The following is a 21,203-nucleotide window of genomic DNA, read 5'->3' as shown; positions in this document are numbered from 1 at the left end:
GGCCCTCTCGACGCCCCGTACCCGCCAAACTTTCACTCGCCCGTACCACCCCTGAGGTGCTCTCATGACAGACCAAAGCCCAAACGACATTTTCCATGCCTCCAGCTTCATGCAGGGGCATAACGCCGAGTACCTCGAACAGCTCCAGGCCCGCTGGGCCGCGGATCCGTCCTCCGTGGACGATGGCTGGGCGGAGTTCTTCCGCCAGCTGGGCACCTCGGAAAGCGATGCCCGGCAAGAGGCCGCCGGCCCTTCCTGGGCGCGCGCTGACTGGCCGCCCGCACCAGAGGACGATCTGACCGCGGCGCTGGACGGCATGTGGCCGGCCCCGAAAGAGGCCGCCGACAAGGGCAAGAAGATCAAGGAAAAGGCGGCGGACGCCGGCGTGAAGGTCTCTGACGAGGCGGTGAAACGGGCGGTGCTCGATTCCGTCCGCGCGCTCATGCTGATCCGCGCCTACCGGATCCGCGGCCACCTGATCGCGGATATCGATCCGCTCGACAGCCGCGACCAGACCCCGCATCCGGAACTCGATCCGGCCACCTACGGCTTTACCGCCGCGGACATGGATCGCCCGATCTTCATCGACAACGTCCTGGGCCTCCAGGTCGCCTCGATGCGCCAGATCGTGGACATCGTGAAGCGCACCTACTGCGGCACCTTCGCGCTGCAATACATGCATATCTCCGATCCCGAACAATCCGCCTGGCTCAAGGAGCGGATCGAGGGCTTCGGCAAGGAAATCACCTTCACCCGTGAAGGGCGCCGCGCCATCCTGAACAAGCTGGTCGAGGCCGAGGGCTTCGAGAAGTTCCTGCACGTCAAGTACATGGGCACCAAGCGCTTCGGCCTGGACGGTGGCGAAGCGCTGATCCCCGCGATGGAACAGATCATCAAGCGCGGCGGCAACTTGGGCGCCAAGGAAATCGTCGTGGGCATGCCCCACCGTGGCCGCCTTTCGGTGCTGGCCAACGTGATGGCCAAGCCCTACCGCGCGATCTTCAACGAATTCCAGGGCGGCTCCTTCAAGCCCGAGGACGTGGATGGCTCGGGCGATGTGAAATACCACCTCGGCGCCTCCTCGGACCGTGAATTCGACGGCAACACCGTGCACCTGTCGCTGACCGCGAACCCCTCTCACCTTGAGGCGGTGAACCCGGTCGTGCTGGGCAAGGCGCGCGCCAAGCAGTTCCAGAACAATGACGCGGACCGCACCAGCGTGATCCCGATCCTGCTGCACGGCGATGCGGCCTTTGCTGGCCAGGGCGTCGTGGCGGAATGCTTCGGCCTGTCCGGGCTGGTCGGTCACCGCACCGGCGGCACGATCCATATCGTCGTGAACAACCAGATCGGCTTCACCACCGCGCCGCATTTCTCGCGCAGCTCGCCCTACCCCACCGACCTTGCCCTGATGGTCGAGGCGCCGATCTTCCACGTCAACGGGGATGACCCGGAAGCCGTGGTGCATGCGGCCAAGGTGGCCACCGAGTTCCGCCAGAAGTTCCACAAGGACGTGGTCATCGACATCTTCTGCTATCGCCGCTTCGGGCATAACGAAGGCGATGAGCCGATGTTCACCAACCCGATCATGTACAAGAAGATCAAGGGTCACAAGACGACCCTGTCTCTGTACACCGAACGGCTGGTCAAGGACGGTCTCATCCCCGAGGGAGAGATCGAGGACATGAAGGCCGCCTTCCAGTCCCACCTCAACGAAGAGTTCGAGGCAGGCAAGGAATACAAGCCCAACAAGGCCGACTGGCTGGATGGCAAGTGGTCCGGCTTCGAGCGTGAGAAAGAGGATTACCAGCGCGGCGAAACCGCCATCTCCGAAGAGATGATGCAGGAGGTCGGCAAGGCGCTGGTCACCGCGCCCGATGGCTTCCCGCTGCACCGCACCGTGGGCCGTCTGCTGGATTCCAAGAAGCAGATGTTCGAAACCGGCGAAGGCTTCGACTGGGCCACGGGCGAGGCGCTCGCCTTCGGCTCCCTTCTGGCCGAAGGCTACCCGGTGCGCCTGGCGGGCCAGGATTCCACCCGCGGGACCTTCTCCCAGCGGCACTCGGCCTTCATCAACCAGGAGACGGAAGAGCGCTACTACCCGCTCAACCACGTGAAGCCGGGCCAGCCGCGCTACGAAGTCATCGACTCCATGCTGTCGGAATACGCGGTGCTGGGCTTCGAATACGGCTACTCGCTGGCCGAACCCAACGCGCTGGTGATGTGGGAAGCCCAGTTCGGCGACTTCGCCAACGGCGCGCAGATCATGTTCGACCAGTTCATCTCCTCGGGTGAATCGAAATGGCTGCGCATGTCGGGCCTGGTGATGCTGCTGCCCCACGGCTACGAAGGCCAGGGGCCAGAGCACTCCTCGGCGCGTCTGGAACGCTTCCTGCAGCAATGTGGCCAGGACAACTGGATCGTCGCCAACTGCACGACCCCGGCGAACTACTTCCACATCCTGCGTCGCCAGATGCACCGGACCTTCCGCAAGCCGCTGGTGCTGATGACCCCGAAATCCCTGCTGCGCCACAAGCTGGCCGTCAGCAAGGCCGAGGAATTCACCACCGGCTCCAGCTTCCACCGCGTTCTCTGGGACGATGCCCAGCAGGGCAACTCTGACACCACCCTGGTGGCGGACGAGAAGATCAAGCGCGTCGTCATCTCCTCGGGCAAGGTCTACTACGACCTGCTGGAAGAGCGTGACTCCCGCGGGATCGACGACATCTACCTGATGCGGCTGGAACAGTTCTATCCCTTCCCGGCGATCACGCTGGTCAAGGAGCTGGAGCGCTTCAAGGGCGCCGAAGTCATCTGGTGCCAGGAAGAGCCGAAGAACCAGGGCGCCTGGACCTTCGTCGAACCCAACCTCGAATGGGTGCTGGGCCGCATCGGCGCCAAGCATCCCCGCCCCCGCTACGTGGGTCGCGCCGCCTCTGCCTCGCCGGCCACCGGCCTGGCCTCCCAACACAAAGCTCAGCAAGCCGCCCTCGTTGACGAGGCGCTGACCATCGAAGGAAACTAAGGACCCATGAGCACCGAAATCCGAGTCCCCACCCTGGGCGAAAGCGTCACCGAAGCCACCGTCGCCACCTGGTTCAAGAAACCCGGTGATACCGTGGCCGTCGACGAAATGCTGTGCGAGCTGGAAACCGACAAGGTGACCGTCGAGGTCCCCGCGCCGGCCGCCGGCACGCTGGCCGATATCGTGGCCAAGGAAGGCGATACCGTTGGTGTCGACGCCCTGCTTGGCAACATCGCGGAAGCCGGCAACGCCGGCCCCGAAGAAGTGAAACCCAAGGCCAGCGCCTCTGCGGAAACCACCTCTGAACCGGAAACCTCCTCCGGCGGCGGGGAAACCATGCCCATCATGGTCCCCACCCTGGGCGAATCCGTGACCGAGGCGACCGTCGCCACCTGGTTCAAGAAGGAAGGCGAAAGCTTCGCGGCAGACGAGATGCTCTGCGAGCTGGAAACCGACAAGGTGTCGGTCGAAGTGCCCGCGCCTGCCGCCGGTACCATGACCAAGATCCTGGCGGCCGAAGGCTCCACCGTGGAAGCGGGCGGCCAGCTGGCGGAAATGACCACCGGCGAAGGCGGTGCCTCCAAGGCAGAAGCCAAGTCCGATGACGCCCCCGCCAAGGAGACCGCGCCGGCCTCCTCCGGCAAGGACGTCGAGGATGCGCCCTCAGCCAAGAAGGCCATGGCCGAAGCCGGCCTTTCGGCGGATGAGGTCACCGGCTCCGGCAAGGACGGCCGCATCATGAAGGAAGACGTGGCCAAGGCCCTGTCGGCGGCGAAATCCGCCCCGGCCCCTGCCGCCGCCGCGCCCCGCGCGCCGGTCTCGGCCGACGATGCCTCGCGTGAGGAACGGGTGAAGATGACCCGCCTGCGCCAGACCATCGCGCGCCGCCTGAAGGAAAGCCAGAACACCGCGGCCATGCTGACGACCTACAACGAGGTCGACATGACCGAGGTCATGGCCCTGCGCAACGAATACAAGGACCTGTTCCTGAAGAAACACGGCGTGAAGCTTGGCTTCATGTCCTTCTTCACCAAGGCCTGTGTTCACGCGCTGAAAGAGGTCCCGGACGTCAACGCAGAGATCGACGGCACCGACGTGGTCTACAAGAACTACGTCCACATGGGCATCGCCGCCGGCACGCCCACGGGCCTGGTGGTTCCGGTGATCCGCGACGCCGACCAGATGTCCTTTGCCGAGATCGAGAAGGCCATCGCAGAGAAGGGCGCACGCGCTCGTGACGGCAAGCTGTCCATGGCGGAAATGCAGGGCGGCACCTTCACCATCTCCAACGGCGGTGTCTACGGCTCGCTGATGTCCTCGCCGATCCTGAACCCCCCGCAGTCCGGTATCTTGGGCATGCACAAGATCCAGGACCGTCCGATGGCCATCAACGGCAAGGTGGAAATCCGCCCGATGATGTACCTGGCGCTGTCCTACGATCACCGCATCGTCGACGGCAAGGGCGCCGTGACCTTCCTCGTGCGCGTCAAGGAAGCGCTGGAAGATCCCCGTCGCCTGCTGATGGACCTGTAAAATTGCAAGTCGCGACCGAAGTTCTGAGTGCGATCACCTCGTGGTGCGAAAGAACTTCGGTCGTGTCCAAAGCGTGGGTGTTTGGATCACGTTCCAAAGGAAAGGCTAAGCCCGAAAGTGATCTAGACCTTGCGATAAAGCTGGAACCAAAAGACGGAGAAGTTCTATCCGAATGGATCTCGTCAGCGAAACAATGGCGCGAAGAACTTCGACTTGCTGTCGGACCCGTGCCAAAGATCCATCTGGAATTGTATAGCCCAGAGGCCGACACAGTCGTGTTTCCTTCCGTTACGGAGCACGGGCAATTGATTTTCGAGCGGGGGACAGCCCCTTGCGAAAATGACTGGCGTCTGCATCGTTGAACCCAGAAAGGCTTGGACCATGCCCCTTCAACTGCTCTTGCGCTACGACAGCTTCGACCGCGACGCCCATGAGACGGGGACGGAAGGCCGCGCCAATGCCGGGCTCAGCCAGCTTCAGCTCTGGAAAGAGGGCAGCGGCACCCACTGGGCGCTCTTCTCTGTTGCCAACCGCGCCAAGGCACAGGACTGGGTGGACAAGGCCGAAGCGCTTGGCCAGGCCCCCACGGACCATCATTTCCTGGAGACGCTATGACCATCGAACTTCTCGCCCTGGCCCTGGTGGCCCTTGAACACCTGGTGCTGGTCGCCTGGTCCCAGGCGCTGCTGACCCGCGACGTGGGCAAGGAGGGCAACGAAAGCCCCCGCGACGACCTGCCCGAGCTCAGCCGCGATACCAAGCGCCTGCGCCGGGCGCTGGACAACCATGTTGAGAACTTCCCCCTCTTCATCGGCGGCATCGCCATCGTCTCGCTCACCGGTGCGAACTCCTGGTTCACCGCCGCCTGCGCCCTGCTCTACGTGGCGGCCCGGGCGATTTACATTCCCGCCTACCTGCATGGCTGGGTGCCCTGGCGCTCCTGGATCTTCATGGTGGGCTTCCTGGCCACCCTGGCCCTCTACGTGGCAGCGTTTTTCTGATGGATGAGACCGCCCCCCTCCTGACCCTCACGCCCGAGCTTCGGGTTCTGGCCCTGGCCGGTCTCCTGCAGGTCGTGCAGATCGCCCTCATGGCGGTGCGCGCCAACCTGGAAGTGGGCACCGCCAAGACCCTCTCGCCGCGCGATCCCGGCCGGCTGGGCAAGCCGCTCGTGGAACAGGTCAGCCCCGTCACCGGCCGGCTCTACCGGGCCATGAACAACCACTTCGAAGGGCTGATCCTCTTCACCCTCGCGGTGGTGGTGGTCAGCCTTGGCGGCGCCTCCTCGGCGCTGACGGCCAGCTGCGCCTGGATCTACCTGGGCGCACGCATCCTTTACGTGCCCGCCTATGCCTTCGGCTGGGTGCCCTGGCGGTCGCTCTTGTGGTTCATCGGCCTTCTGGCCACCACGGTGATGATCCTGGCGGCGCTGCTGTGAACGGCCCGGGGCAAAAACGATATCCCGGGGGACGCCCGACGGGGGCATCGAACCCCCGTCGGGCGTGGGGGCCTGCGGCCCCCGGGCCCTCACTGAAAGCTTAACCCACCGCTCGGAGCGCACCGACGCAATACCGACGTGATACCGACACGATACAGACGTCCCACCGACGCCGAAAAAAGACCAAGGAGACCCCAATGTCCCAATACGATGTGATCGTCATCGGCGCAGGCCCCGGCGGCTACGTGGCCGCCATCCGCTGCGCCCAGCTCGGCCTGAAAACCGCCTGCGTGGAGGGCCGCGAGACCCTCGGCGGCACCTGCCTGAACGTGGGCTGCATCCCCTCCAAGGCACTGCTGCACGCCTCTCACCAGCTGCACGAGGCAGAGCACAACTTCGCCACCATGGGCCTGAAGGGCAAGTCGCCCTCCGTCGACTGGACCCAGATGAAGTCCTACAAGCAGGACGTCGTGGACAGCAACACCAAGGGCATCGAGTTCCTGTTCAAGAAGAACAAGATCGACTGGATCAAGGGCTACGGCTCCATCCCCGAAGCGGGCAAGGTGGTCGTGGGCGACACGACCTACGAAGCGAAAAACATCCTGGTTGCAACGGGTTCCGTGCCCTCCTCCCTGCCCGGCGTCGAGATCGACAATGACGCGGGCGTGGTGGTCGACAGCACCGGCGCGCTTGACCTGCCCAAGATCCCCAAGAAGATGATCGTGGTCGGCGCCGGCGTGATCGGCCTGGAAATGGGCTCTGTCTACGCCCGCCTGGGGACCGAAGTGACCGTGGTCGAATACCTCGACAAGATCACCCCCGGCATGGACGGCGAAGTGCAGAAGAACCTGCAGAAGATCCTGGCCAAGCAGGGCATGACCTTCATCATGGGCGCCGCCGTGCAGGGCGTGGAGACCTCCAAGACCAAGGCCAAGCTGACCTACAAGGCACGCAAGGACGACAGCGAACACCAGCTGGACGCAGACGTCGTCCTGGTCGCCACCGGCCGGCGCGCCTATACCGATGGCCTCGGCCTGAAGGAGCTCGGCGTCGAGATGACCGACCGCGGCGTGATCAAAACCGACGGCCACTGGCAGACCAACGTCAAGGGCATCTACGCCATCGGTGACGCGATCCCGGGCCCGATGCTGGCCCACAAGGCCGAGGACGAAGGCATGGCCTGCGCCGAGGTCATCGCGGGCAAAGCGGGCCATGTGAACTACGACGTGATCCCCAGCGTGATCTACACTTGGCCCGAGGTCGCCTCCGTCGGCAAGACCGAGGAGCAGCTGAAGGAAGAAGGCCGCGCCTACAAGGTCGGCAAGTTCTCCTGGATGGGCAATGCCCGCGCCAAGGCCGTGCTGGCCACCGAGGGTTTCGTGAAGATCCTGGCGGACAAGGAAACCGACCGGATCCTGGGCTGCTCGATCATCGGCCCGTCCGGCGGCGACCTGATCCATGAGGTCTGCGTGACCATGGAATACGGCGGCTCCGCCGAGGACCTGGCGCTCACCTGCCACGCGCACCCGACCTTCTCCGAAGCCGTGCGCGAAGCCGCGCTCGCCTGCGGCGACGGCCCGATCCACATGTGATCGACGCTCCCGGCGGCGCGGCCGCCGGGGGTCCGCCTCCGGCGGGAGTTTTCCGGCAAGAAGAAAGGGATAAGTGATCCAATTCTTCTTGCCACGAGTACTCTGGGGGAGAGGGGCGTCAGGCCCTCGGGGGCAAAGCCCCCTCCCCGGTCGCCAGACGCTCGGGCCCCGCTCTGTTGCGGGGCCTTTTTCATGAGGCTAGATTTCGACATGGTACAACCGCTGGTCTCCGTCATCCTGCCTGCCTTTCGCGCCGAGGCGACGCTGCCACAGGCGCTTGCCTCGATCCAGGAGGCGGGGCTGCCGGAGCACCGGGTCGAGGCCATCGTGGCCTCTGACGACGGGCGCGATTACGCGCCGCTGCTACCTGATCTGCCCTTCCTGCGCCTGACACCCGCTGGCCCCGTGCAAAGCGGCGCGGGGGCGGCGCGCAACCGGGCGCTGGCCCATGCGCGCGGCGAGATCATCGCCTTTCTCGATGCCGACGACAGCTGGGCGCCCGGCTATCTGGCAGAGCTGGTGCCTCTGGCCCGCCGCCATGGCGCGGCCTTCGCCCGCACGCGGGTCTTCGACGGCGCGCGCTGCCTCTGCACCCTGCCCGCCCATGACGGCCCCCTCAGGCTTGAGGACCTGGGCCATACCGGCGCCAGCTTCCACCCGGTGCTGGATCGCCGCCAGTCCCGCATCTTTACCGATCACCTCAGCCAGGATGTCCGCCATGCCGCAGAGCTGCTGGCGCGCGTCGGTGGCGCCGCCCCCCTGGGAGAGGCCTTTTACGAGCTGCGCCTGAACCGGACCAGCACCACCGCAGGGGCGCATTTCGCCGCCCGCGTGGCCCGCGCCTACGAGGCGCATGTCAGTGAAGTGCTAGCGGGCAAGGGCGATATCCCGGCAGGGCTGCGCCCCCGCGTTGCCCAGGTGTTCCGCGACAAGGCTGCGCTCAATGCCGCTTTCGCGCAGCAGGCCGCCACGGGCCAGGGTTTTTACGAGTTCGTCGCCGCCCGGCTGTCGCGGCAGACCGGTGGGCAGGCCACCCCGCAGATCAGCCGGCAGACGGCGCTCTGATCACCACATGGTGCGGGCGGCGCGGGCGGCCCAACTGTTGTCATAGTCGGCCCCGCCTTCCGCGCCGTCTGTCATGGCGGCCAGGATCTCTCCGACCGTGGGCAGGCCGGCGCTTTGGTCCTCTCCGGACCAGAGCCGGGCGCGCATCATGGCGCGGGCGCATTGGCTGTAGATCTCGTGGATCTTGATGACGATCACGGTGGTGGGCTGCTTGCCGTCCTTTTCGAAGCGGGCACGCAGATCCGCGTCATCGGTCAACCGCGCCGCGCCGTTCACGCGCACCGCATTGTTGGAGCCCGGGATCATGAACATCAGCGCCACGCGCGGATCGCGGATGATGTTGCGCAGCGTGTCCAGCCGGTTGTTGCCACGCCAGTCCGGCAGCGCCAGGGTGCCGGGGTCCAGCTCCATCACCACCGGGCCGTCATCGCCGCGCGGCGATCCGTCCGCCCCTTCGGGCCCCACCGTCGAGACCACGCAGAAGCGGCTGGCCATGATCCAGCGCCGGTATTCCGGCGTGATCTGCGTGGCCACCTTGCGCAGGGCCGCGGCCCCGGGCGTGCCGTAAAGCGCCTCAAGCGCCTCGATCGAGTTCAGGTAGTTCATCGGGCGCGTAGCCTCCCTCGAGCAGCAGCGCGTTCGAGCGCGCCTCCACCACCGTTTCCAGCGTCTTGCGGAACTCCTGGCGTGGCAAGCCCGCCGGGATCGGTTCAAGGAATTCTACCACGGCAGTGCCGCGCCGGCGCAACAGGCCCCTGCGGGGCCAGAACAGGCCGACGTTGACCGCCACCGGGTAGCAGGTCTGGCCGGTCTCTTCATAGATCACGGCAGCGCCCACCTTGTAGGGCACCTGGGCCCCGGGCGCGGTGCGCGTGCCCTGGGGGTAGATGATCAGCTGGCCCGGAGGGGCCTCTCCGGATTTCACGTCCTTCATCATCTGGCGGATCGCCTCTGCCCCGCGGCCGCGATCGACCGGAACGCAGCCGATGCGCAGGGCGTACCAGCCCAGCACCGGTGCGTGGCGCAGACTGGCCTTCATGATGAACTTCGGGTTGGGAAGCTCGCTTACCATGATGATGATATCAAGAAAGCTCTGGTGTTTGGACGCCACCAGTACCTCTTCGCGCGGGAGGGTGCCGCGCAGTTCCGTCTTCAGCCCGCAGATCACGCGCAGGCTCCAGCGGATGTACCGGCAGTAAAGCCGCGCGCCAATGGTCGCCCCGTCCCGTTGCACCAGGGCCCAGGGCAGGAAGACCACGCCGAACAGCGCCATCGCCAGGTACATCTGGATCACGAAGATCAGCGAAAGCAGGTATTGCAAGGCGATCATGCCAGACCCCTGAGGTTGCGCCGCGCGGCCGCGCGGGTGGCGAAGAAGGCGGCCATCGCCGCGACAAGCGGGATCGTCAGGCACCACAGCCAGGCGGCGCCGTGAAAGCCGATCCCCGTCAGCAAGGTCCCCTCTGTCGGCATTCCGGGCAAGAGAAGGATTGCCATCGCCCCAAGGAAAGTGCCCGTCATGGACCCCCAGAGCGCGCGCAGGGTGAAGCGGCGCACGAAGGCCCGCGCGATGAAGGCATCCCGCGCGCCCACCAGCCGCAGCACCGCGATGACCTGGGCATTGGCCGAAAGCGCCGCATGGGCGGCCAGGGTCACCATGCCCGCCATCACCCCGGCGATCAGCAGCAGCGACAGCAGCCCAAGCGCCCGGATCCGCTGAGAGGCCTGGACCACCGGCCGACGCCAGCGCCCGTGATCATCCAGCACCGCGCCCGGCACCTCGGCGCCCAGCCGCAGGCGCAGGCCTTCAGCATCGTAGCCGGCGCGGGTTTCCCTGAGCTCGATCAGCTGGGGCACCGGCAGCGCCTCGATCGGCAGATCGGAGCCGAACCAGGGCTCCAGCAGGGCCTTCTGTTCCTCAGGTGTCAGGGCGCGCGCGCTTTCCACGCCCTCGGTGGATCGCAGCACGCGCAGGGCGGCCTCTGTCAGGGCCGGCATCTCTGCGGGCGCGGCGGTGATGCGCACGGTGGCGGTGCGGGTCAGCTCATGGCTCCACTGGCTGGCGATGCGCCCGGTCGCGAGCGACAGGGCCAGGGCGAAGACCGCAAGGAAGGCCATGGCCCCGGCCACAGCCAGCGTCAGCCGCGCAGCCATGCCCGAGGGCGGCACGACCCGGTCTGCGCGCACATCGCCGCGCAGCAGGTCCCTGAACTGGTCCAGCAGGCTCACAGGTCCGCCCCCGCCAGTTGCAACCGCCGGTCCGTGATGCGCAGGACACGGGCCTGCACGCGCTGCTTGGCCAGGCGGATCAGGGCCAGGTCGTGGGTCGCCACGACCACCGCCTTGCCCATGCGGTTCAGCTCCGTCAGCAGGGCCAGCAGGCGTTGGGACATCTCCCAGTCCACGTTGCCGGTAGGTTCATCGGCCAGGATCACGTCCGGCGACAGGATCAGCGCCCGCGCCAGCGCCGCGCGCTGACGTTCCCCGCCCGAAAGTTCCGGCGGGCGGGCATCGGCCCGGTGGCTCAGCCCGCACCAGGCCATCAGGTCGCCGATGTTCTGCGCCTCTGCATGGGGGCTGCGCCCGGAAACCGTCAGCGGCAGGGCGATGTTTTCCGCGAGGCTCAGGTGATCCAGGAAGCGGCAGTCCTGGTGCACCACGCCGATACGGCGGCGCAGCATGGCAATGTCGTCCCGGCTCATCTGCGCCAGGTCGCGGCCATAAAGCGTGGCGCGCCCCTCTGTCGGGATCAGCTCTCCGTAGCAGAGCTTGAGGAAGGTCGTCTTGCCAGCCCCCGAAGGTCCTGTCAGGAAATGGAAACTTCCCGGCGCGAGCGACAGGGAGACATCGCTCAGCAAGTCTCCGCCCCCGTAGGAATAGGCAATTTTGTCCAGGTCGATCACTCGGAGCCTCGCGATTTGGCGCCCTTTTGGCACGGGGGCACGCTGCGTTGCAATCGGCCCCGACAGCCGAAATAGCGCTTTTCCGCCGGAACCGGGACCTCTATGTTTGCCCGCGTTGGGCCTTGGGGTATGCATCCGATGAGGCCCGCTTCCCGCATGGCCCGCAAGGGGTCGCGGGACGGAAAACCGGAGCGGGACACTCCGGAGGAAATCATGGGGGCGGAATGCGGCTGACTTGCCCGAATTGCGGCGCAGAATATGACGTGCCAGGGGATGCGATCCCCTCGGCTGGGCGGGACGTTCAATGTTCCAATTGCGAAGAAGTCTGGTACCAGACCGGCCCCGGCATGATGACGCCGGGCTTTGCAGCGGCAGCGGCGGCGGTCTCCGTCCCGGCGCCGAAACGGGAGCTTGACCCGGCCGTGCGTGACATCCTGCGCGAAGAGGCCTCCAGAGAGGCCGAGGCACGGGCAGAGGAACAGGCCAGCCGCGCCTTCAGTGGCCCGGCGGCAGAACAGCCCGCCGCCCCGGCCGAGCCGCCCGCGATGCAGGTACAGCCCCAGACGCCCGCCAGCGCAACGCCCGCGACCAGCTCCGACGAACGCGCCCCGGTGGAGCCGCAGGAGGCCCCCGCGCCGATCGCGGAGCCCGCGCCTGCGCCCGAGCCCGCCCCGCAAACCCCGGCAGAGCCCGAGGTGGAACAGGCCCCGGCAGAGCCCATCGCGCCCCAGCCGCCTGCAAAGCCCATTCCGCCCGTGAAACCCGCGGTTTCGGAGGAAAGTGCGCGCCGCCTGCGAGAGGCCGCCGCACGCGCCGCCGCCCTGCCCAAACGCCCGCAAGAGGCCGCGACCCCGGCACCCGCGACACCCGAAACGGCAGAGCCCGCCAAGGCAGCCCCCCGCCCGGCCACCACGGCCACCGGCGCCTCGGCCAAGGCACCTGCGCCGATGACCGGCAACGCCCTGGTCCGCCGCCCGGAGCCAGAGCCTGTAGAGGCCGACAGCCTGCCCGTTGCCTTCAAGGAACGCCCCGCTCCCAGCCGCACGCCGAAACGCTTTGGCTTTGCCGTGCCGGTGGTGATCGCGCTGGCCTTCCTCTTCGTCTACGGACAGGCGGATCGCATCGTGATCTCCATCCCCGCCAGCGAAGAGACCATGGGCCAGTTCGTGACCGGCGTCGACACGCTGCGCGACAGGGTGACCAGCGAAGGCAGCCGTTTCGTCAGCTGGCTGACCGCCCGCGAAAGCTGAGCGCGGCCGCCAGTCCCGCCATCACATGAAAGGGCCCGGGTCGCTCAATGCGCCCGGGCCCTTTTCGTTTGGTCTGTCGTGGATGGGTGCCGCGATCGCGCGCCGAGGGACGGCAGCTCAGAAACGGTCGAGCAGCCGTTTCAGGTAATCGCGCTCTTCTTCGGAGCGGTCGTTTTCACCGGAGCGGCGGCGGATCTCATCCAGCAGGTTCTCTGCCCGGCGATAGACATCATCGCCCTTCAGCATTTCCCGGCTGTTGCCCAGGTCGCCATTGGTGCCGGTGCTGCGCCCCAGCGGATCGTTCTGCCGGCCTTCGTTCTCACCTTGGGACTGGCCCTGCTGGCCGGCCATCTGGTTATCTTGCTGGGCCATGGCGTCGCCCATCTGGCGCATGCCTTCGCGCAGCGCATCCATGGCCTGGCTCTGCTGGTCGATGGCCTCGGCCAGGTCGCCGTCGCGCAGCGCCTCTTCAGCCCCGCGCATCGCGCGATCCGCGTTTTCCAGCGCCTCGCGGGCCGCGCGGCCCTCGGCGCTGTTGCCGCCGGGCAGGTTGCCACGCTGGCGCTCCAGCTCTTGGCGCAGCTGTTGCTGCCGCTGGGCAAGCGTGCCCGCATCGGCCCCTTGACCGCCGCCGGGTTGGCCCTGCTGACCTTGCTGCTGGCCCTGTTGATTGCCGGGCTGTTGGCCCTGCTGTCCAGGCTGGACGGGCTGCTGTCCCTGTTGGCCCTGTTGGCCGAACTGCTGCCCTTGCTGGCCCTGTTGCCCCTGCTGACCTTGCTGGCCCTGCTGCTGCTGGCCTTGCTGCTGGCCGTTGAACTGCTCCTGCAATTCGCGGAAGGCCTCGTCCGACAGGCCCTGCTGGTCGCGCAGCGTTTCCGCCAGCCCTTCCATGGCCTGCTGACCGGGGCTTTGCTGACCCTGGCCGCCCTGCCCCTGCTGCACCTGCATGTTCTCCATCAGGCGCTGGAGCTCCTCCAGGGCTTGCTGGGCCTCGGCCATGCGGCCCTCTTCCATCAGCTCCTGGATGCGGTCCATCATGCGCTGCAGATCGTTCTGGTTCATCTGCATCGCGTTTTCCATGTTCATGTTCGGCATGTCCGGGTTGGCTTCGGACTCCCGCGCGGCCTGCTGGCTGAGCTGGCGCATGTAATCCTGCGTCGCGTCGCGCAGCTCCTGCATCAGGCGGGCGATCTCATCCTCCGAGGCCCCGTTGCGCATGGCTTCGGACAGCCGTTCCTGGGCGCGTTCCATCCGCGCCTTGGCATCTTCCAGGTCGCCTTCCTCGATCTCGATCGCCATGTCCCAGAGCGCCTGGGTCACCTCTGACACCTGCTCATCGCTCAGGGTGGTGAAATCGGAAATCGTCTCGATCTTGCGGATCAGGCGGCGCAGACGCAGGTAGGTCGTCTCTTCGTCGAAAAGATCCTCTCCCTGCCAGGTGATGGCCTTCATCACGTCGGCCACGCGGGCGGCGTTTTCGCGGTTCCACAGCAGGTCGCGCCGCATCTCGATCAGGGCAGAGGCCAGCGGATCGAAGAAGCGCCGCGCATCCAGAAGCATCTTGTAAGGTGCGCTCTGCCCCTCCTGGCCCAGGGAATCCGTGACGCTCAGAGAGATTTCCACCGGCATGTTCGCCCAGGGGTGCTGAGAGAAGTTCTCGATCATCACCTCCGAAAACTCGCTGCGGCTGCCTGAAATCGGCATCGGCAGCGGCACCTCGATGGCCTCGCGCGGCTCAGGCTCCAGCGCCAGGCCATAGCGGCGGTCCAGCGCCTCCAGATCAAGGGAGATGAGGGCGCGCCCGTTTTCCACGCCGTAGTCATCCGTGGCCGAAAACGGGATGGAGATATCGCCATCCACGCTGGCCTCGCCGGGCGCATCGACGCTTGCGGTGGGGGCGGCATCCGGGATCATGGCGATCTGCCAGCTGCGTCCGCCGGGGCCGTCGATGGAGATGTCGCCAGCGCGGGCGATGCTGAATTCCTGTGCAGCTTCGGTGCCCGGCGGCAGGTCCCCGATCCGGCCAGAGACCGATTCCGTGACGTTCAGCCGCCCTTCGGGCCCCTAAAGGCGCAGCGTGACCAGCGCCCCTTCGGGGGCGGTCAGCCGTTCGCCCGTGATGTCGGGCAGGTAGATCGTGGGCAATCCGGTATAGGCGGGGGGCGAGACCCAGCCTTCCCAGCTGGGCCCGGCCGCGGCATTGGCAGAGCCGCCGGGGGCCATGCTGCCCACCGATCCCACGCGCCAGAAAGAGCCGAAGAGCAGCGCCACCATCAGCCCCAGAAGCGCCACGTAGCGCAGCCCGAAGGGATCGCGCGACGACAGCCGCAGATCTGCCGGAACCGCCCGCGCGGAACTGGCGCGGGTGGCCATGCGGGATTGGTGCGCGGCCCAGAGGTCAGAGGATCCCTGATCCCCCTGCCCGATGGCCTGCCCATCCCTAAGTGCCTGAATAGGATTGCCTTTCAGAGAGGCATCCAGCCGCGCCACGGCCTCTTCCCGGCGTGGAAAGCGAAAGCGCATCGCGCCCATCACCAGGAAGACCAGCACGCCGATCAGCGTCAGCGCGGCCACCGACCACACCAGCTCGATCGAGGTCGAATCCTGCAGGCCCAGCATCAGCAGGGCCAGAATGGTGATGCACAGGGTCCAGAGTGGCCAGAAGGCCCGCGCCATGCGTTCGGCAAGCATTCCGGTGCGGGTCAGGAAAAGAGGCCACCTGAGGCGGCGCAAGAGGGCGTCGTATCTCGTCTGCTCAGCCATGCTCTTTCCCATGGGCCTGGCGCATTCTGCGCGCTAAAGCCACTGGGGTATCGTATCGCGGTTAATGATCTCCTCATAGGAGGGTCTTTTCCGGATGACGGCAAATTGATCGCCGTTGACCAGCACTTCGGGGATCAGCGGGCGGGTGTTGTATTCGCTCGACATCGCCGCGCCGTAAGCCCCGGCAGAGCGGAAGGCGACCAGGTCCCCTTCCACCAGCGGCGGCATCATGCGGTTCTTGGCGAATGTATCACCGCTTTCGCAGACCGGGCCGACGATGTCATAGGGCTGTTGATCCACCCCCGCTTCGGGTTCGACCACGGGCACGATATCGTGCCAGGCCTCGTACATGGCCGGGCGGATCAGGTCGTTCATCGCACCATCCAGGATCAGGAAATCGCGCCCCTCGCCCTGTTTGACGTAGACCACTTCGCTGACCATCAGCCCGGCGTTGCCGGCGATCAGGCGGCCCGGCTCGATCTCGATCTCGCAGCCCTTGTCGCCAAGCACCTCCTGCACCACGGCGCCGTATTCCAGCGGCAGCGGCGGAGCCTGGTTGTCCCGTGCGTAAGGAATGCCAAGGCCGCCGCCCAGGTCCAGGCGGGTGATCTCGTGACCGTCCGCGCGCAGGGCATCCACCAGTTCGCCGACCAGGGTAAAGGCCTGCCGGTAGGGCTCCAGATCCGTCAGCTGAGAGCCGATGTGCACGTCGATCCCCACCGCCTTCAGGCCGGGCATCTGCGCGATACGGGCATAGACCTCCCGCGCGCGGGTGATCGGGATGCCGAACTTGTTCTCGGACTTGCCGGTGGCGATCTTGGCATGGGTCTTGGCGTCGACGTCCGGGTTCACCCGCACGGTGACCGGCGCCACGACGCCCATCTCCAGCGCGACGGCGTTCAGGCGCTCCATCTCCGGCTCGGATTCCAGGTTGAACTGGCGCACCCCGCCCGACAGGGCCGCGCGCATCTCTTCGCGGGTCTTGCCGACGCCGGAAAAGACGATCTTGTCACCGGGCACGCCGGCGGCGATGGCGCGGGCGTATTCCCCGCCCGAGACCACGTCCATCCCCGCGCCAAGGCCGGCCATGACCTTCAGGATCGCCTGGTTGCTGGCCGCCTTCATCGCGTAGCAGATCACGTGATCCACGCCCGACAGCGCCTCTTCAAACAGCTGGTAATGCCGGGTCAGCGTGGCGGTGGAATAGACGTAGAAAGGCGTGCCGACGGCCGCGGCAATCTCTGCCACGGGCACGTCTTCGGCATAAAGGGCACCGTCACGATAAAGGAAATGGTCCACGATGGTCTCCGGTCACTGGGCGCCCCCGCCTACACGGGGCGGGTGCGAAGGAAAAGATAAAGCGGCAGGCCGACGCCCAGCCCAAGGGCCCAGGTCGCCGCCACGGCCCAGAGCGCGGACCAGTTGCCGCGCACCCGGGTTTCCGCCAGCGCCCAGAGGGTCAGCGCCACCGATGCGGCCATGAGCTCCCAGAACATGCCGGCCACGGCCAGGTTCGCGCGCCAGGCTCCCAGCAGCGCGACCAGCGAAAAGCTGTTCTGCGCCATCCAGGTCAGGAAAAAGCCCAGGGGCTGCACCAGCCCCCAGGCCGCCAGCGCCAGGTAGGCCCACCGCAGGGCCGAAATCCCGCCGGGCCGCATCAGATCGACAGCCCGTAAAGGTCATTGTCGGACGAGCCGATGCCGACGCCGGTCACCGGGCTGACATCCAGCCCCGCCCCCGGCTGGGGCCATTCGTTCGGCTCCGGCGCGGCGGGCGCGCCGTCGATCCCGCAGGCCGACAGCAGCGCAACCAGCGCCCCCGCCAGCATCAGCCGAGTTTTTGCGTCCATGCTGCCACCTGCTCCCGCACGCGTTCCGGTGCCGTGCCCCCGTAAGACATACGCGAGGCAACGGAGTTATGCACCCCAAGGACGTCATAGACCGCCTCGGTGATCTGCGGCTCCACCTCCTGCATCTCCGACAGGCTCAGCTCTGGCAGGTCGCAGCCCTTGGCCTCTGCCTTGGCAACAAGCGAGCCGGTGACATGGTGGGCGTCGCGGAAGGGCATGCCCAGCACGCGCACCAGCCAGTCGGCCAGGTCCGTCGCGGTAGAGAAGCCCGCACCGGCGGCAGCTTCCAGTGCCGGCTTGTTGGCGGACATGTCGCCCACCATGCCGGTCATGGCGGCCAGGGCCAGCATCAGGTTGTCGGCCGCATCGAAGACCTGTTCCTTGTCTTCCTGCATGTCCTTGGAATAGGCCAGCGGCAGCCCCTTCATCACCGTCATCAGCGCGACATTGGCACCGAAGATCCGGCCGATCTTGGCGCGGATCAGCTCTGCGGCATCGGGGTTCTTCTTCTGCGGCATGATGGAAGAGCCGGTGGAGAAGCGATCGCTCAGCACCACGAAGCGGAACTGGGCAGAGGACCAGATCACCAGCTCCTCTGCAAAGCGGCTGAGGTGCATGGCGCAGATGCTGGCGGCGGCCAGGAACTCCAGCGCGAAATCGCGGTCCGAGACCGCATCCAGAGAGTTGGCGCAGGGCCGGTCAAAGCCAAGCGCCTCTGCCGTCATCTGGCGATCCAACGGGAAGCTGGTGCCGGCCAGCGCGGCCGCGCCCAGCGGGCTTTCGTTCATGCGCACGCGGGCATCGCGGAAGCGGGACAGGTCGCGGCTGAACATCTCGACATAGGCCATCATGTGATGGCCCCAGGTGACGGGCTGGGCGGTCTGAAGATGGGTGAAGCCGGGCATGACCCAGTCCGCCCCTGCCTCTGCCTGCAGCAGCAGCGCCTTCATCAGGGCTTCCAATCCGCCGATGGCCGCATCCGCCTGGTCACGCACCCAGAGCCGGAAATCGGTGGCCACCTGGTCATTGCGCGACCGGCCGGTGTGCAGACGGCCCGCGGGCTCTCCCACGATCTCCTTCAGGCGGGCCTCCACGTTCATGTGGATGTCCTCAAGCGCGGTGGAAAAGGCGAACTGCCCGCCCTCGATCTCTGACAAGATCGTGAGAAGCCCTTCCCTGATGGTCTGGGCATCTGTATCGGAAATGATGCCCTGGGCTGCCAGCATGGCGGCATGGGCGCGCGAACCGGCAATATCCTGGGCTGCCATGCGCTTGTCGAACCCGATCGAGGCATTGATCGCCTCCATGATCGCATCGGGGCCTTCGGCGAAACGGCCGCCCCACATCTGGTTTGCGTCTTTGTCGGTCATCGGGCCACCTGTCACGGGATCAAGAGGGGATCATGTTCGTAAGTCTGCAAAAGCGCCTACGGTCCGCGCTCGTTTATACGGGCCTCGGCCTCTGTGCAATCTTTGCCCCGCTCCCGGCGGTGGCGCAGGAGCTGGACCCGGCCCTGATCACCGGGGAAATGCGCAAGCTGACCCTGACCAGCCCGGCCAAGCAACTGGCCACGGACCTGCCCTGGCAGGGGCCGGAGGGCACCGGAAGCCTGGGCGATTACGCGGGCAAATGGCTGGTGCTGAACTTCTGGGCGACATGGTGCGCCCCCTGCAAGGAAGAGATGCCCACGCTGGCCGCGCTGCAGGAGCGGCGCGGGGGCGATGATTTCGCGGTGGTTACCCTGGCATCCGGTCCCAACCCGCCAGAGGCCGTGGCCCAGTTCCTGGAAAGCACCGGCGCGGATGGCCTGCCCCAGTGGCGCGATCCGAAAGCCGCGCAGGGGCGCGGCGCGGCCGTCCTGGCCATGCCCGTGACGCTGATCCTGGACCCCGAGGGGCGCGAAGTGGCCCGGCTGATTGGCGGCGCGGACTGGGATGCCCCGGAAGCCCACGCCGTGCTGGACGCCTTCGCCGCAACCAACTGATCCGGCATCCCTGTCGCAGATAGACCGGGGGAAACGGCCGCCGGGGGCATCGAGCCCCCCGCGACCGTGGCCGGGGGGATCCCCCCCGGCGGTGCCCGGCTTTGAGCGTTCGCCCCGTTAACCCGGCCAGATACCGACACGGACACCGACGTAATACCGACGCGATACCGACGTAATACAGACGTCGCCCAAGCCCTCTTTTTCCCCCGTTAACCAGGGATTTGCCCCTGATTCGGGGCGTCCCCGGCACTCAGGGCAGCGCACGGCCCGGTCAGATCCGCTTAAGGCGTCGAAAGAGCCCCTCAGCCCTTCATCGCCGCGATGCGCTCATGGCAGTGGCAGCCGGTCAGGTGATCGTTCACAAGACCGCAGGCCTCCATGAAGGCATAGACGATCGTGGGGCCGACAAAGCGGAAGCCCGCCTTGCGCAGGTCCTTTGAGACCCGTTCCGACAACGCCGTCGCGGGGGGCACGTCTTCCTGCCGGGCAAAGCGGGGCTGCAGGGCGACGCCATCCACGTATTTCCAGAGGAATTGATCGAACCCCTCGCCCGCCTCGATCTCAAGGTAAGCACGGGCATTGCCGATCGTCGCCTCGATCTTACCGCGATGGCGGATGATCCCCGCGTCCCCCAGCAGGCGCTGCACGTCGTCCTCTCCCCAGCGCGCGATCACCTCGGGGTCGAACCCCTGGAAGGCCGCGCGGAAATTCTCCCGCTTTTTCAATATGGTGATCCAGCTCAACCCGGCCTGGAAGCCGTCCAGCACCAGCTTCTCCCACAAGGCCCGGCCATCGCGTTCCGGCACGCCCCATTCCTGGTCGTGATAGGCCTGGTAGATCGGTTCCTGCCCCACCCAGGGACAGCGGCTCGGCTCGGTCGAATGCAAGGTTTATCCCCTTGTTAAGATGGCTGTCCTAAAGACGACTCCGTTCAGGAGGCACGATGCCATGGTGGGTAGCAAGGCCAAATGGGCGGATATCGAACCCGGATACGAAGATCCGCTCAGCTCGGCGATGACATTGCGGGAAGAGGACATGCCTGCCCTCTTCGAAACCGCACTTGAAGCAGGCAACACGGCCCTGGCCTTTCAGCCCGTCGCGCAATGCCGCGACCAGAAGCGGATCGCCTACTGGCAGTCCCAGCTTCGGCTTTACGACGCGCGCGGCATCGCCCTGCCCGTGACGCGCTACAAGACCTGGACGGCGGGCACGGAAACCGCCCGCCGGATCGACTGCGCCGCGCTGGAATTGGGGATGCAGACCCTGGCAGAGCAACGCGATATCCGCCTGGCCGTCCGCATGTCTGCCCGCTCCGTCGGCTACCGGCCCTGGATTGATTGCCTGATGAGCTGGTTCAAGCGGGTGCCCAACATCGGCGAACGCCTGGTGCTGGAGGTCAGCGAAAGCTCGGCCGTGCATGTGCCTGAGCTCATCCAGGCTTTCATGCGCGACCGCCAGCAGCAAGGGGTCTGTTTCGCGCTGGATGAATTCGGCTCCGGCAACGCCAACCTGGGCAGCTTCCGGGACTCCTTCTTCGATATCGTGAAAATCCATGGCGCCTATATCCAGGATGTCCACCTCAAGCCGGACAATCGCATCCTGGCCCAGGCCCTGGCGTTGATTGCACATCGTTTCGACATGCTGACCGTGGCAACGCAGGTCGAAAATTCCGAGGACCGCGCCTGGCTGCTGGAAGCCGGGATCGACTACATGCAGGGCAATTTGATCGCCCCGCCAACGCTTTACCCGCGCTGGTTGCCCGCAGGTTAGGCCAACAGGGGGCGCCACGGGCGCGGCGAAG

20 protein-coding genes and 1 pseudogene are annotated in these 21,203 nt (G+C 66.3%); 11 read left to right on the top strand and 10 right to left on the bottom strand.

Annotation, left to right across the window (positions count from 1 at the left end; translation table 11 throughout):
• The first annotated feature begins 64 nt into the window (after nt 1–64).
• The 8 genes from HCZ97_RS02775 (at nt 65) to HCZ97_RS02740 (ending at nt 8,653) form a co-directional block, all read left to right on the top strand.
• On the top strand, nt 65–3,025 hold the full coding sequence (locus HCZ97_RS02775) for a 2-oxoglutarate dehydrogenase E1 component (RefSeq protein ID WP_167687137.1): 2,961 nt from the start codon (nt 65–67) through the stop codon (nt 3,023–3,025).
• 6 nt (nt 3,026–3,031) lie between these two features.
• Nucleotides 3,032–4,558: a 2-oxoglutarate dehydrogenase complex dihydrolipoyllysine-residue succinyltransferase gene (gene odhB, locus HCZ97_RS02770; RefSeq protein ID WP_167687136.1), complete on the top strand. Its 1,527-nt coding sequence runs from the start codon at nt 3,032–3,034 to the stop codon at nt 4,556–4,558.
• Nucleotides 4,559–4,560: 2 nt separating this feature from the next.
• Nucleotides 4,561–4,920 (top strand): nucleotidyltransferase domain-containing protein, encoded by a 360-nt coding sequence (locus tag HCZ97_RS20795; RefSeq protein WP_368484309.1) that lies wholly within the window; start codon nt 4,561–4,563, stop codon nt 4,918–4,920.
• Between the two features lie 19 nt (nt 4,921–4,939).
• On the top strand, nt 4,940–5,173 hold the full coding sequence (locus HCZ97_RS02760; protein WP_167687134.1) for a hypothetical protein: 234 nt from the start codon (nt 4,940–4,942) through the stop codon (nt 5,171–5,173).
• On the top strand, nt 5,170–5,559 hold the full coding sequence (locus HCZ97_RS02755) for an MAPEG family protein (RefSeq protein ID WP_167687133.1): 390 nt from the start codon (nt 5,170–5,172) through the stop codon (nt 5,557–5,559). The genes HCZ97_RS02760 and HCZ97_RS02755 overlap by 4 nt, the downstream gene beginning before the upstream one ends.
• Nucleotides 5,559–5,996 carry an MAPEG family protein gene (locus HCZ97_RS02750; protein WP_167687132.1) on the top strand — a complete coding sequence of 146 codons (438 nt, stop codon included), beginning with the start codon at nt 5,559–5,561 and terminating at the stop codon, nt 5,994–5,996. The genes HCZ97_RS02755 and HCZ97_RS02750 overlap by 1 nt, the downstream gene beginning before the upstream one ends.
• A 197-nt stretch (nt 5,997–6,193) precedes the next feature.
• Nucleotides 6,194–7,588, top strand: a complete 1,395-nt coding sequence (lpdA, locus tag HCZ97_RS02745; RefSeq protein WP_167687131.1) for a dihydrolipoyl dehydrogenase — start codon at nt 6,194–6,196, stop codon at nt 7,586–7,588.
• A 192-nt stretch (nt 7,589–7,780) separates the two neighbouring features.
• Nucleotides 7,781–8,653, top strand: a complete 873-nt coding sequence (locus HCZ97_RS02740; RefSeq protein ID WP_167687130.1) for a glycosyltransferase family 2 protein — start codon at nt 7,781–7,783, stop codon at nt 8,651–8,653.
• Here the strand turns inward: HCZ97_RS02740 and HCZ97_RS02735 are convergent, their stop codons facing one another.
• Genes HCZ97_RS02735 through HCZ97_RS02720 form a run of 4 tightly spaced genes read right to left on the bottom strand, consistent with a single transcriptional unit; the run spans nt 8,654 to nt 11,556 of the window.
• Nucleotides 8,654–9,259, bottom strand: coding sequence for a pyridoxamine 5'-phosphate oxidase family protein (locus HCZ97_RS02735; protein WP_167687129.1), 606 nt, complete (start codon nt 9,257–9,259; stop codon nt 8,654–8,656). It abuts the gene before it with no gap.
• Nucleotides 9,228–9,983 (bottom strand): 1-acyl-sn-glycerol-3-phosphate acyltransferase, encoded by a 756-nt coding sequence (locus HCZ97_RS02730; protein ID WP_167687128.1) that lies wholly within the window; start codon nt 9,981–9,983, stop codon nt 9,228–9,230. The genes HCZ97_RS02735 and HCZ97_RS02730 overlap by 32 nt, the downstream gene beginning before the upstream one ends.
• Nucleotides 9,980–10,873, bottom strand: coding sequence for an ABC transporter permease (locus tag HCZ97_RS02725; protein WP_175581627.1), 894 nt, complete (start codon nt 10,871–10,873; stop codon nt 9,980–9,982). Before HCZ97_RS02725 ends, HCZ97_RS02730 begins: the two co-directional genes overlap by 4 nt.
• A 5-nt stretch (nt 10,874–10,878) precedes the next feature.
• A complete protein-coding gene (locus tag HCZ97_RS02720; RefSeq protein ID WP_167687126.1) occupies nt 10,879–11,556 on the bottom strand; it encodes an ATP-binding cassette domain-containing protein in 678 nt (225 codons plus the stop codon).
• A 224-nt stretch (nt 11,557–11,780) separates the two neighbouring features.
• Here HCZ97_RS02720 and HCZ97_RS02715 point away from each other — a divergent pair, with 224 nt between their 5' ends.
• Entirely contained in the window at nt 11,781–12,806 is a 1,026-nt protein-coding gene (locus HCZ97_RS02715) for a zinc-ribbon domain-containing protein (RefSeq protein WP_167687125.1), read from the top strand.
• A gap of 117 nt (nt 12,807–12,923) precedes the next feature.
• On the opposite strand, the pseudogene HCZ97_RS02710 reads toward HCZ97_RS02715, so the two are convergent.
• The 5 genes and pseudogenes from HCZ97_RS02710 to argH all read right to left on the bottom strand — a co-directional run bounded on the left by HCZ97_RS02710 (nt 12,924) and on the right by argH (nt 18,788).
• Nucleotides 12,924–15,569, bottom strand: a pseudogene (locus HCZ97_RS02710) (DUF4175 domain-containing protein).
• A gap of 33 nt (nt 15,570–15,602) precedes the next feature.
• Nucleotides 15,603–16,868 (bottom strand): diaminopimelate decarboxylase, encoded by a 1,266-nt coding sequence (gene lysA, locus HCZ97_RS02705; protein WP_167687124.1) that lies wholly within the window; start codon nt 16,866–16,868, stop codon nt 15,603–15,605.
• 29 nt (nt 16,869–16,897) lie between these two features.
• On the bottom strand, nt 16,898–17,227 hold the full coding sequence (locus HCZ97_RS02700) for a DUF2834 domain-containing protein (protein ID WP_175581614.1): 330 nt from the start codon (nt 17,225–17,227) through the stop codon (nt 16,898–16,900).
• Nucleotides 17,227–17,418 (bottom strand): argininosuccinate lyase, encoded by a 192-nt coding sequence (locus HCZ97_RS02695; protein ID WP_167687123.1) that lies wholly within the window; start codon nt 17,416–17,418, stop codon nt 17,227–17,229. The genes HCZ97_RS02700 and HCZ97_RS02695 overlap by 1 nt, the downstream gene beginning before the upstream one ends.
• Nucleotides 17,397–18,788, bottom strand: coding sequence for an argininosuccinate lyase (gene argH, locus HCZ97_RS02690; protein WP_167687122.1), 1,392 nt, complete (start codon nt 18,786–18,788; stop codon nt 17,397–17,399). The genes HCZ97_RS02695 and argH overlap by 22 nt, the downstream gene beginning before the upstream one ends.
• Nucleotides 18,789–18,820: 32 nt before the next feature.
• Here argH and HCZ97_RS02685 point away from each other — a divergent pair, with 32 nt between their 5' ends.
• On the top strand, nt 18,821–19,402 hold the full coding sequence (locus HCZ97_RS02685) for a TlpA disulfide reductase family protein (protein ID WP_167687121.1): 582 nt from the start codon (nt 18,821–18,823) through the stop codon (nt 19,400–19,402).
• A 302-nt stretch (nt 19,403–19,704) separates the two neighbouring features.
• Here the strand turns inward: HCZ97_RS02685 and HCZ97_RS02680 are convergent, their stop codons facing one another.
• Nucleotides 19,705–20,289 carry a DNA-3-methyladenine glycosylase I gene (locus HCZ97_RS02680; RefSeq protein WP_167687120.1) on the bottom strand — a complete coding sequence of 195 codons (585 nt, stop codon included), beginning with the start codon at nt 20,287–20,289 and terminating at the stop codon, nt 19,705–19,707.
• A gap of 61 nt (nt 20,290–20,350) precedes the next feature.
• Here HCZ97_RS02680 and HCZ97_RS02675 point away from each other — a divergent pair, with 61 nt between their 5' ends.
• Nucleotides 20,351–21,172, top strand: coding sequence for an EAL domain-containing protein (locus HCZ97_RS02675; protein WP_167687119.1), 822 nt, complete (start codon nt 20,351–20,353; stop codon nt 21,170–21,172).
• Nucleotides 21,173–21,203: the final 31 nt, after the last annotated feature.

The sequence above is a fragment of the Pseudooceanicola sp. HF7 genome, assembly GCF_011806405.1.
Lineage (GTDB): Bacteria > Pseudomonadota > Alphaproteobacteria > Rhodobacterales > Rhodobacteraceae > Pseudooceanicola.
Note: the sequence above shows the minus strand (reverse complement) of the source record. Positions and strands in the feature narration are given on the sequence as shown.

Coding starts and splice junctions, on each gene's coding strand:
- HCZ97_RS02775 (WP_167687137.1), top strand. CDS start 65: ATGACAGACCAAAGCCCAAACGACATTTTCCATGCCTCCAGCTTCATG.
- odhB (WP_167687136.1), top strand. CDS start 3,032: ATGAGCACCGAAATCCGAGTCCCCACCCTGGGCGAAAGCGTCACCGAA.
- HCZ97_RS02760 (WP_167687134.1), top strand. CDS start 4,940: ATGCCCCTTCAACTGCTCTTGCGCTACGACAGCTTCGACCGCGACGCC.
- HCZ97_RS02755 (WP_167687133.1), top strand. CDS start 5,170: ATGACCATCGAACTTCTCGCCCTGGCCCTGGTGGCCCTTGAACACCTG.
- HCZ97_RS02750 (WP_167687132.1), top strand. CDS start 5,559: ATGGATGAGACCGCCCCCCTCCTGACCCTCACGCCCGAGCTTCGGGTT.
- lpdA (WP_167687131.1), top strand. CDS start 6,194: ATGTCCCAATACGATGTGATCGTCATCGGCGCAGGCCCCGGCGGCTAC.
- HCZ97_RS02740 (WP_167687130.1), top strand. CDS start 7,781: ATGAGGCTAGATTTCGACATGGTACAACCGCTGGTCTCCGTCATCCTG.
- HCZ97_RS02735 (WP_167687129.1), bottom strand. CDS start 9,259: ATGAACTACCTGAACTCGATCGAGGCGCTTGAGGCGCTTTACGGCACG.
- HCZ97_RS02730 (WP_167687128.1), bottom strand. CDS start 9,983: ATGATCGCCTTGCAATACCTGCTTTCGCTGATCTTCGTGATCCAGATG.
- HCZ97_RS02715 (WP_167687125.1), top strand. CDS start 11,781: ATGCGGCTGACTTGCCCGAATTGCGGCGCAGAATATGACGTGCCAGGG.
- HCZ97_RS02700 (WP_175581614.1), bottom strand. CDS start 17,227: ATGCGGCCCGGCGGGATTTCGGCCCTGCGGTGGGCCTACCTGGCGCTG.
- HCZ97_RS02695 (WP_167687123.1), bottom strand. CDS start 17,418: ATGGACGCAAAAACTCGGCTGATGCTGGCGGGGGCGCTGGTTGCGCTG.
- argH (WP_167687122.1), bottom strand. CDS start 18,788: ATGACCGACAAAGACGCAAACCAGATGTGGGGCGGCCGTTTCGCCGAA.
- HCZ97_RS02685 (WP_167687121.1), top strand. CDS start 18,821: ATGTTCGTAAGTCTGCAAAAGCGCCTACGGTCCGCGCTCGTTTATACG.
- HCZ97_RS02675 (WP_167687119.1), top strand. CDS start 20,351: ATGGTGGGTAGCAAGGCCAAATGGGCGGATATCGAACCCGGATACGAA.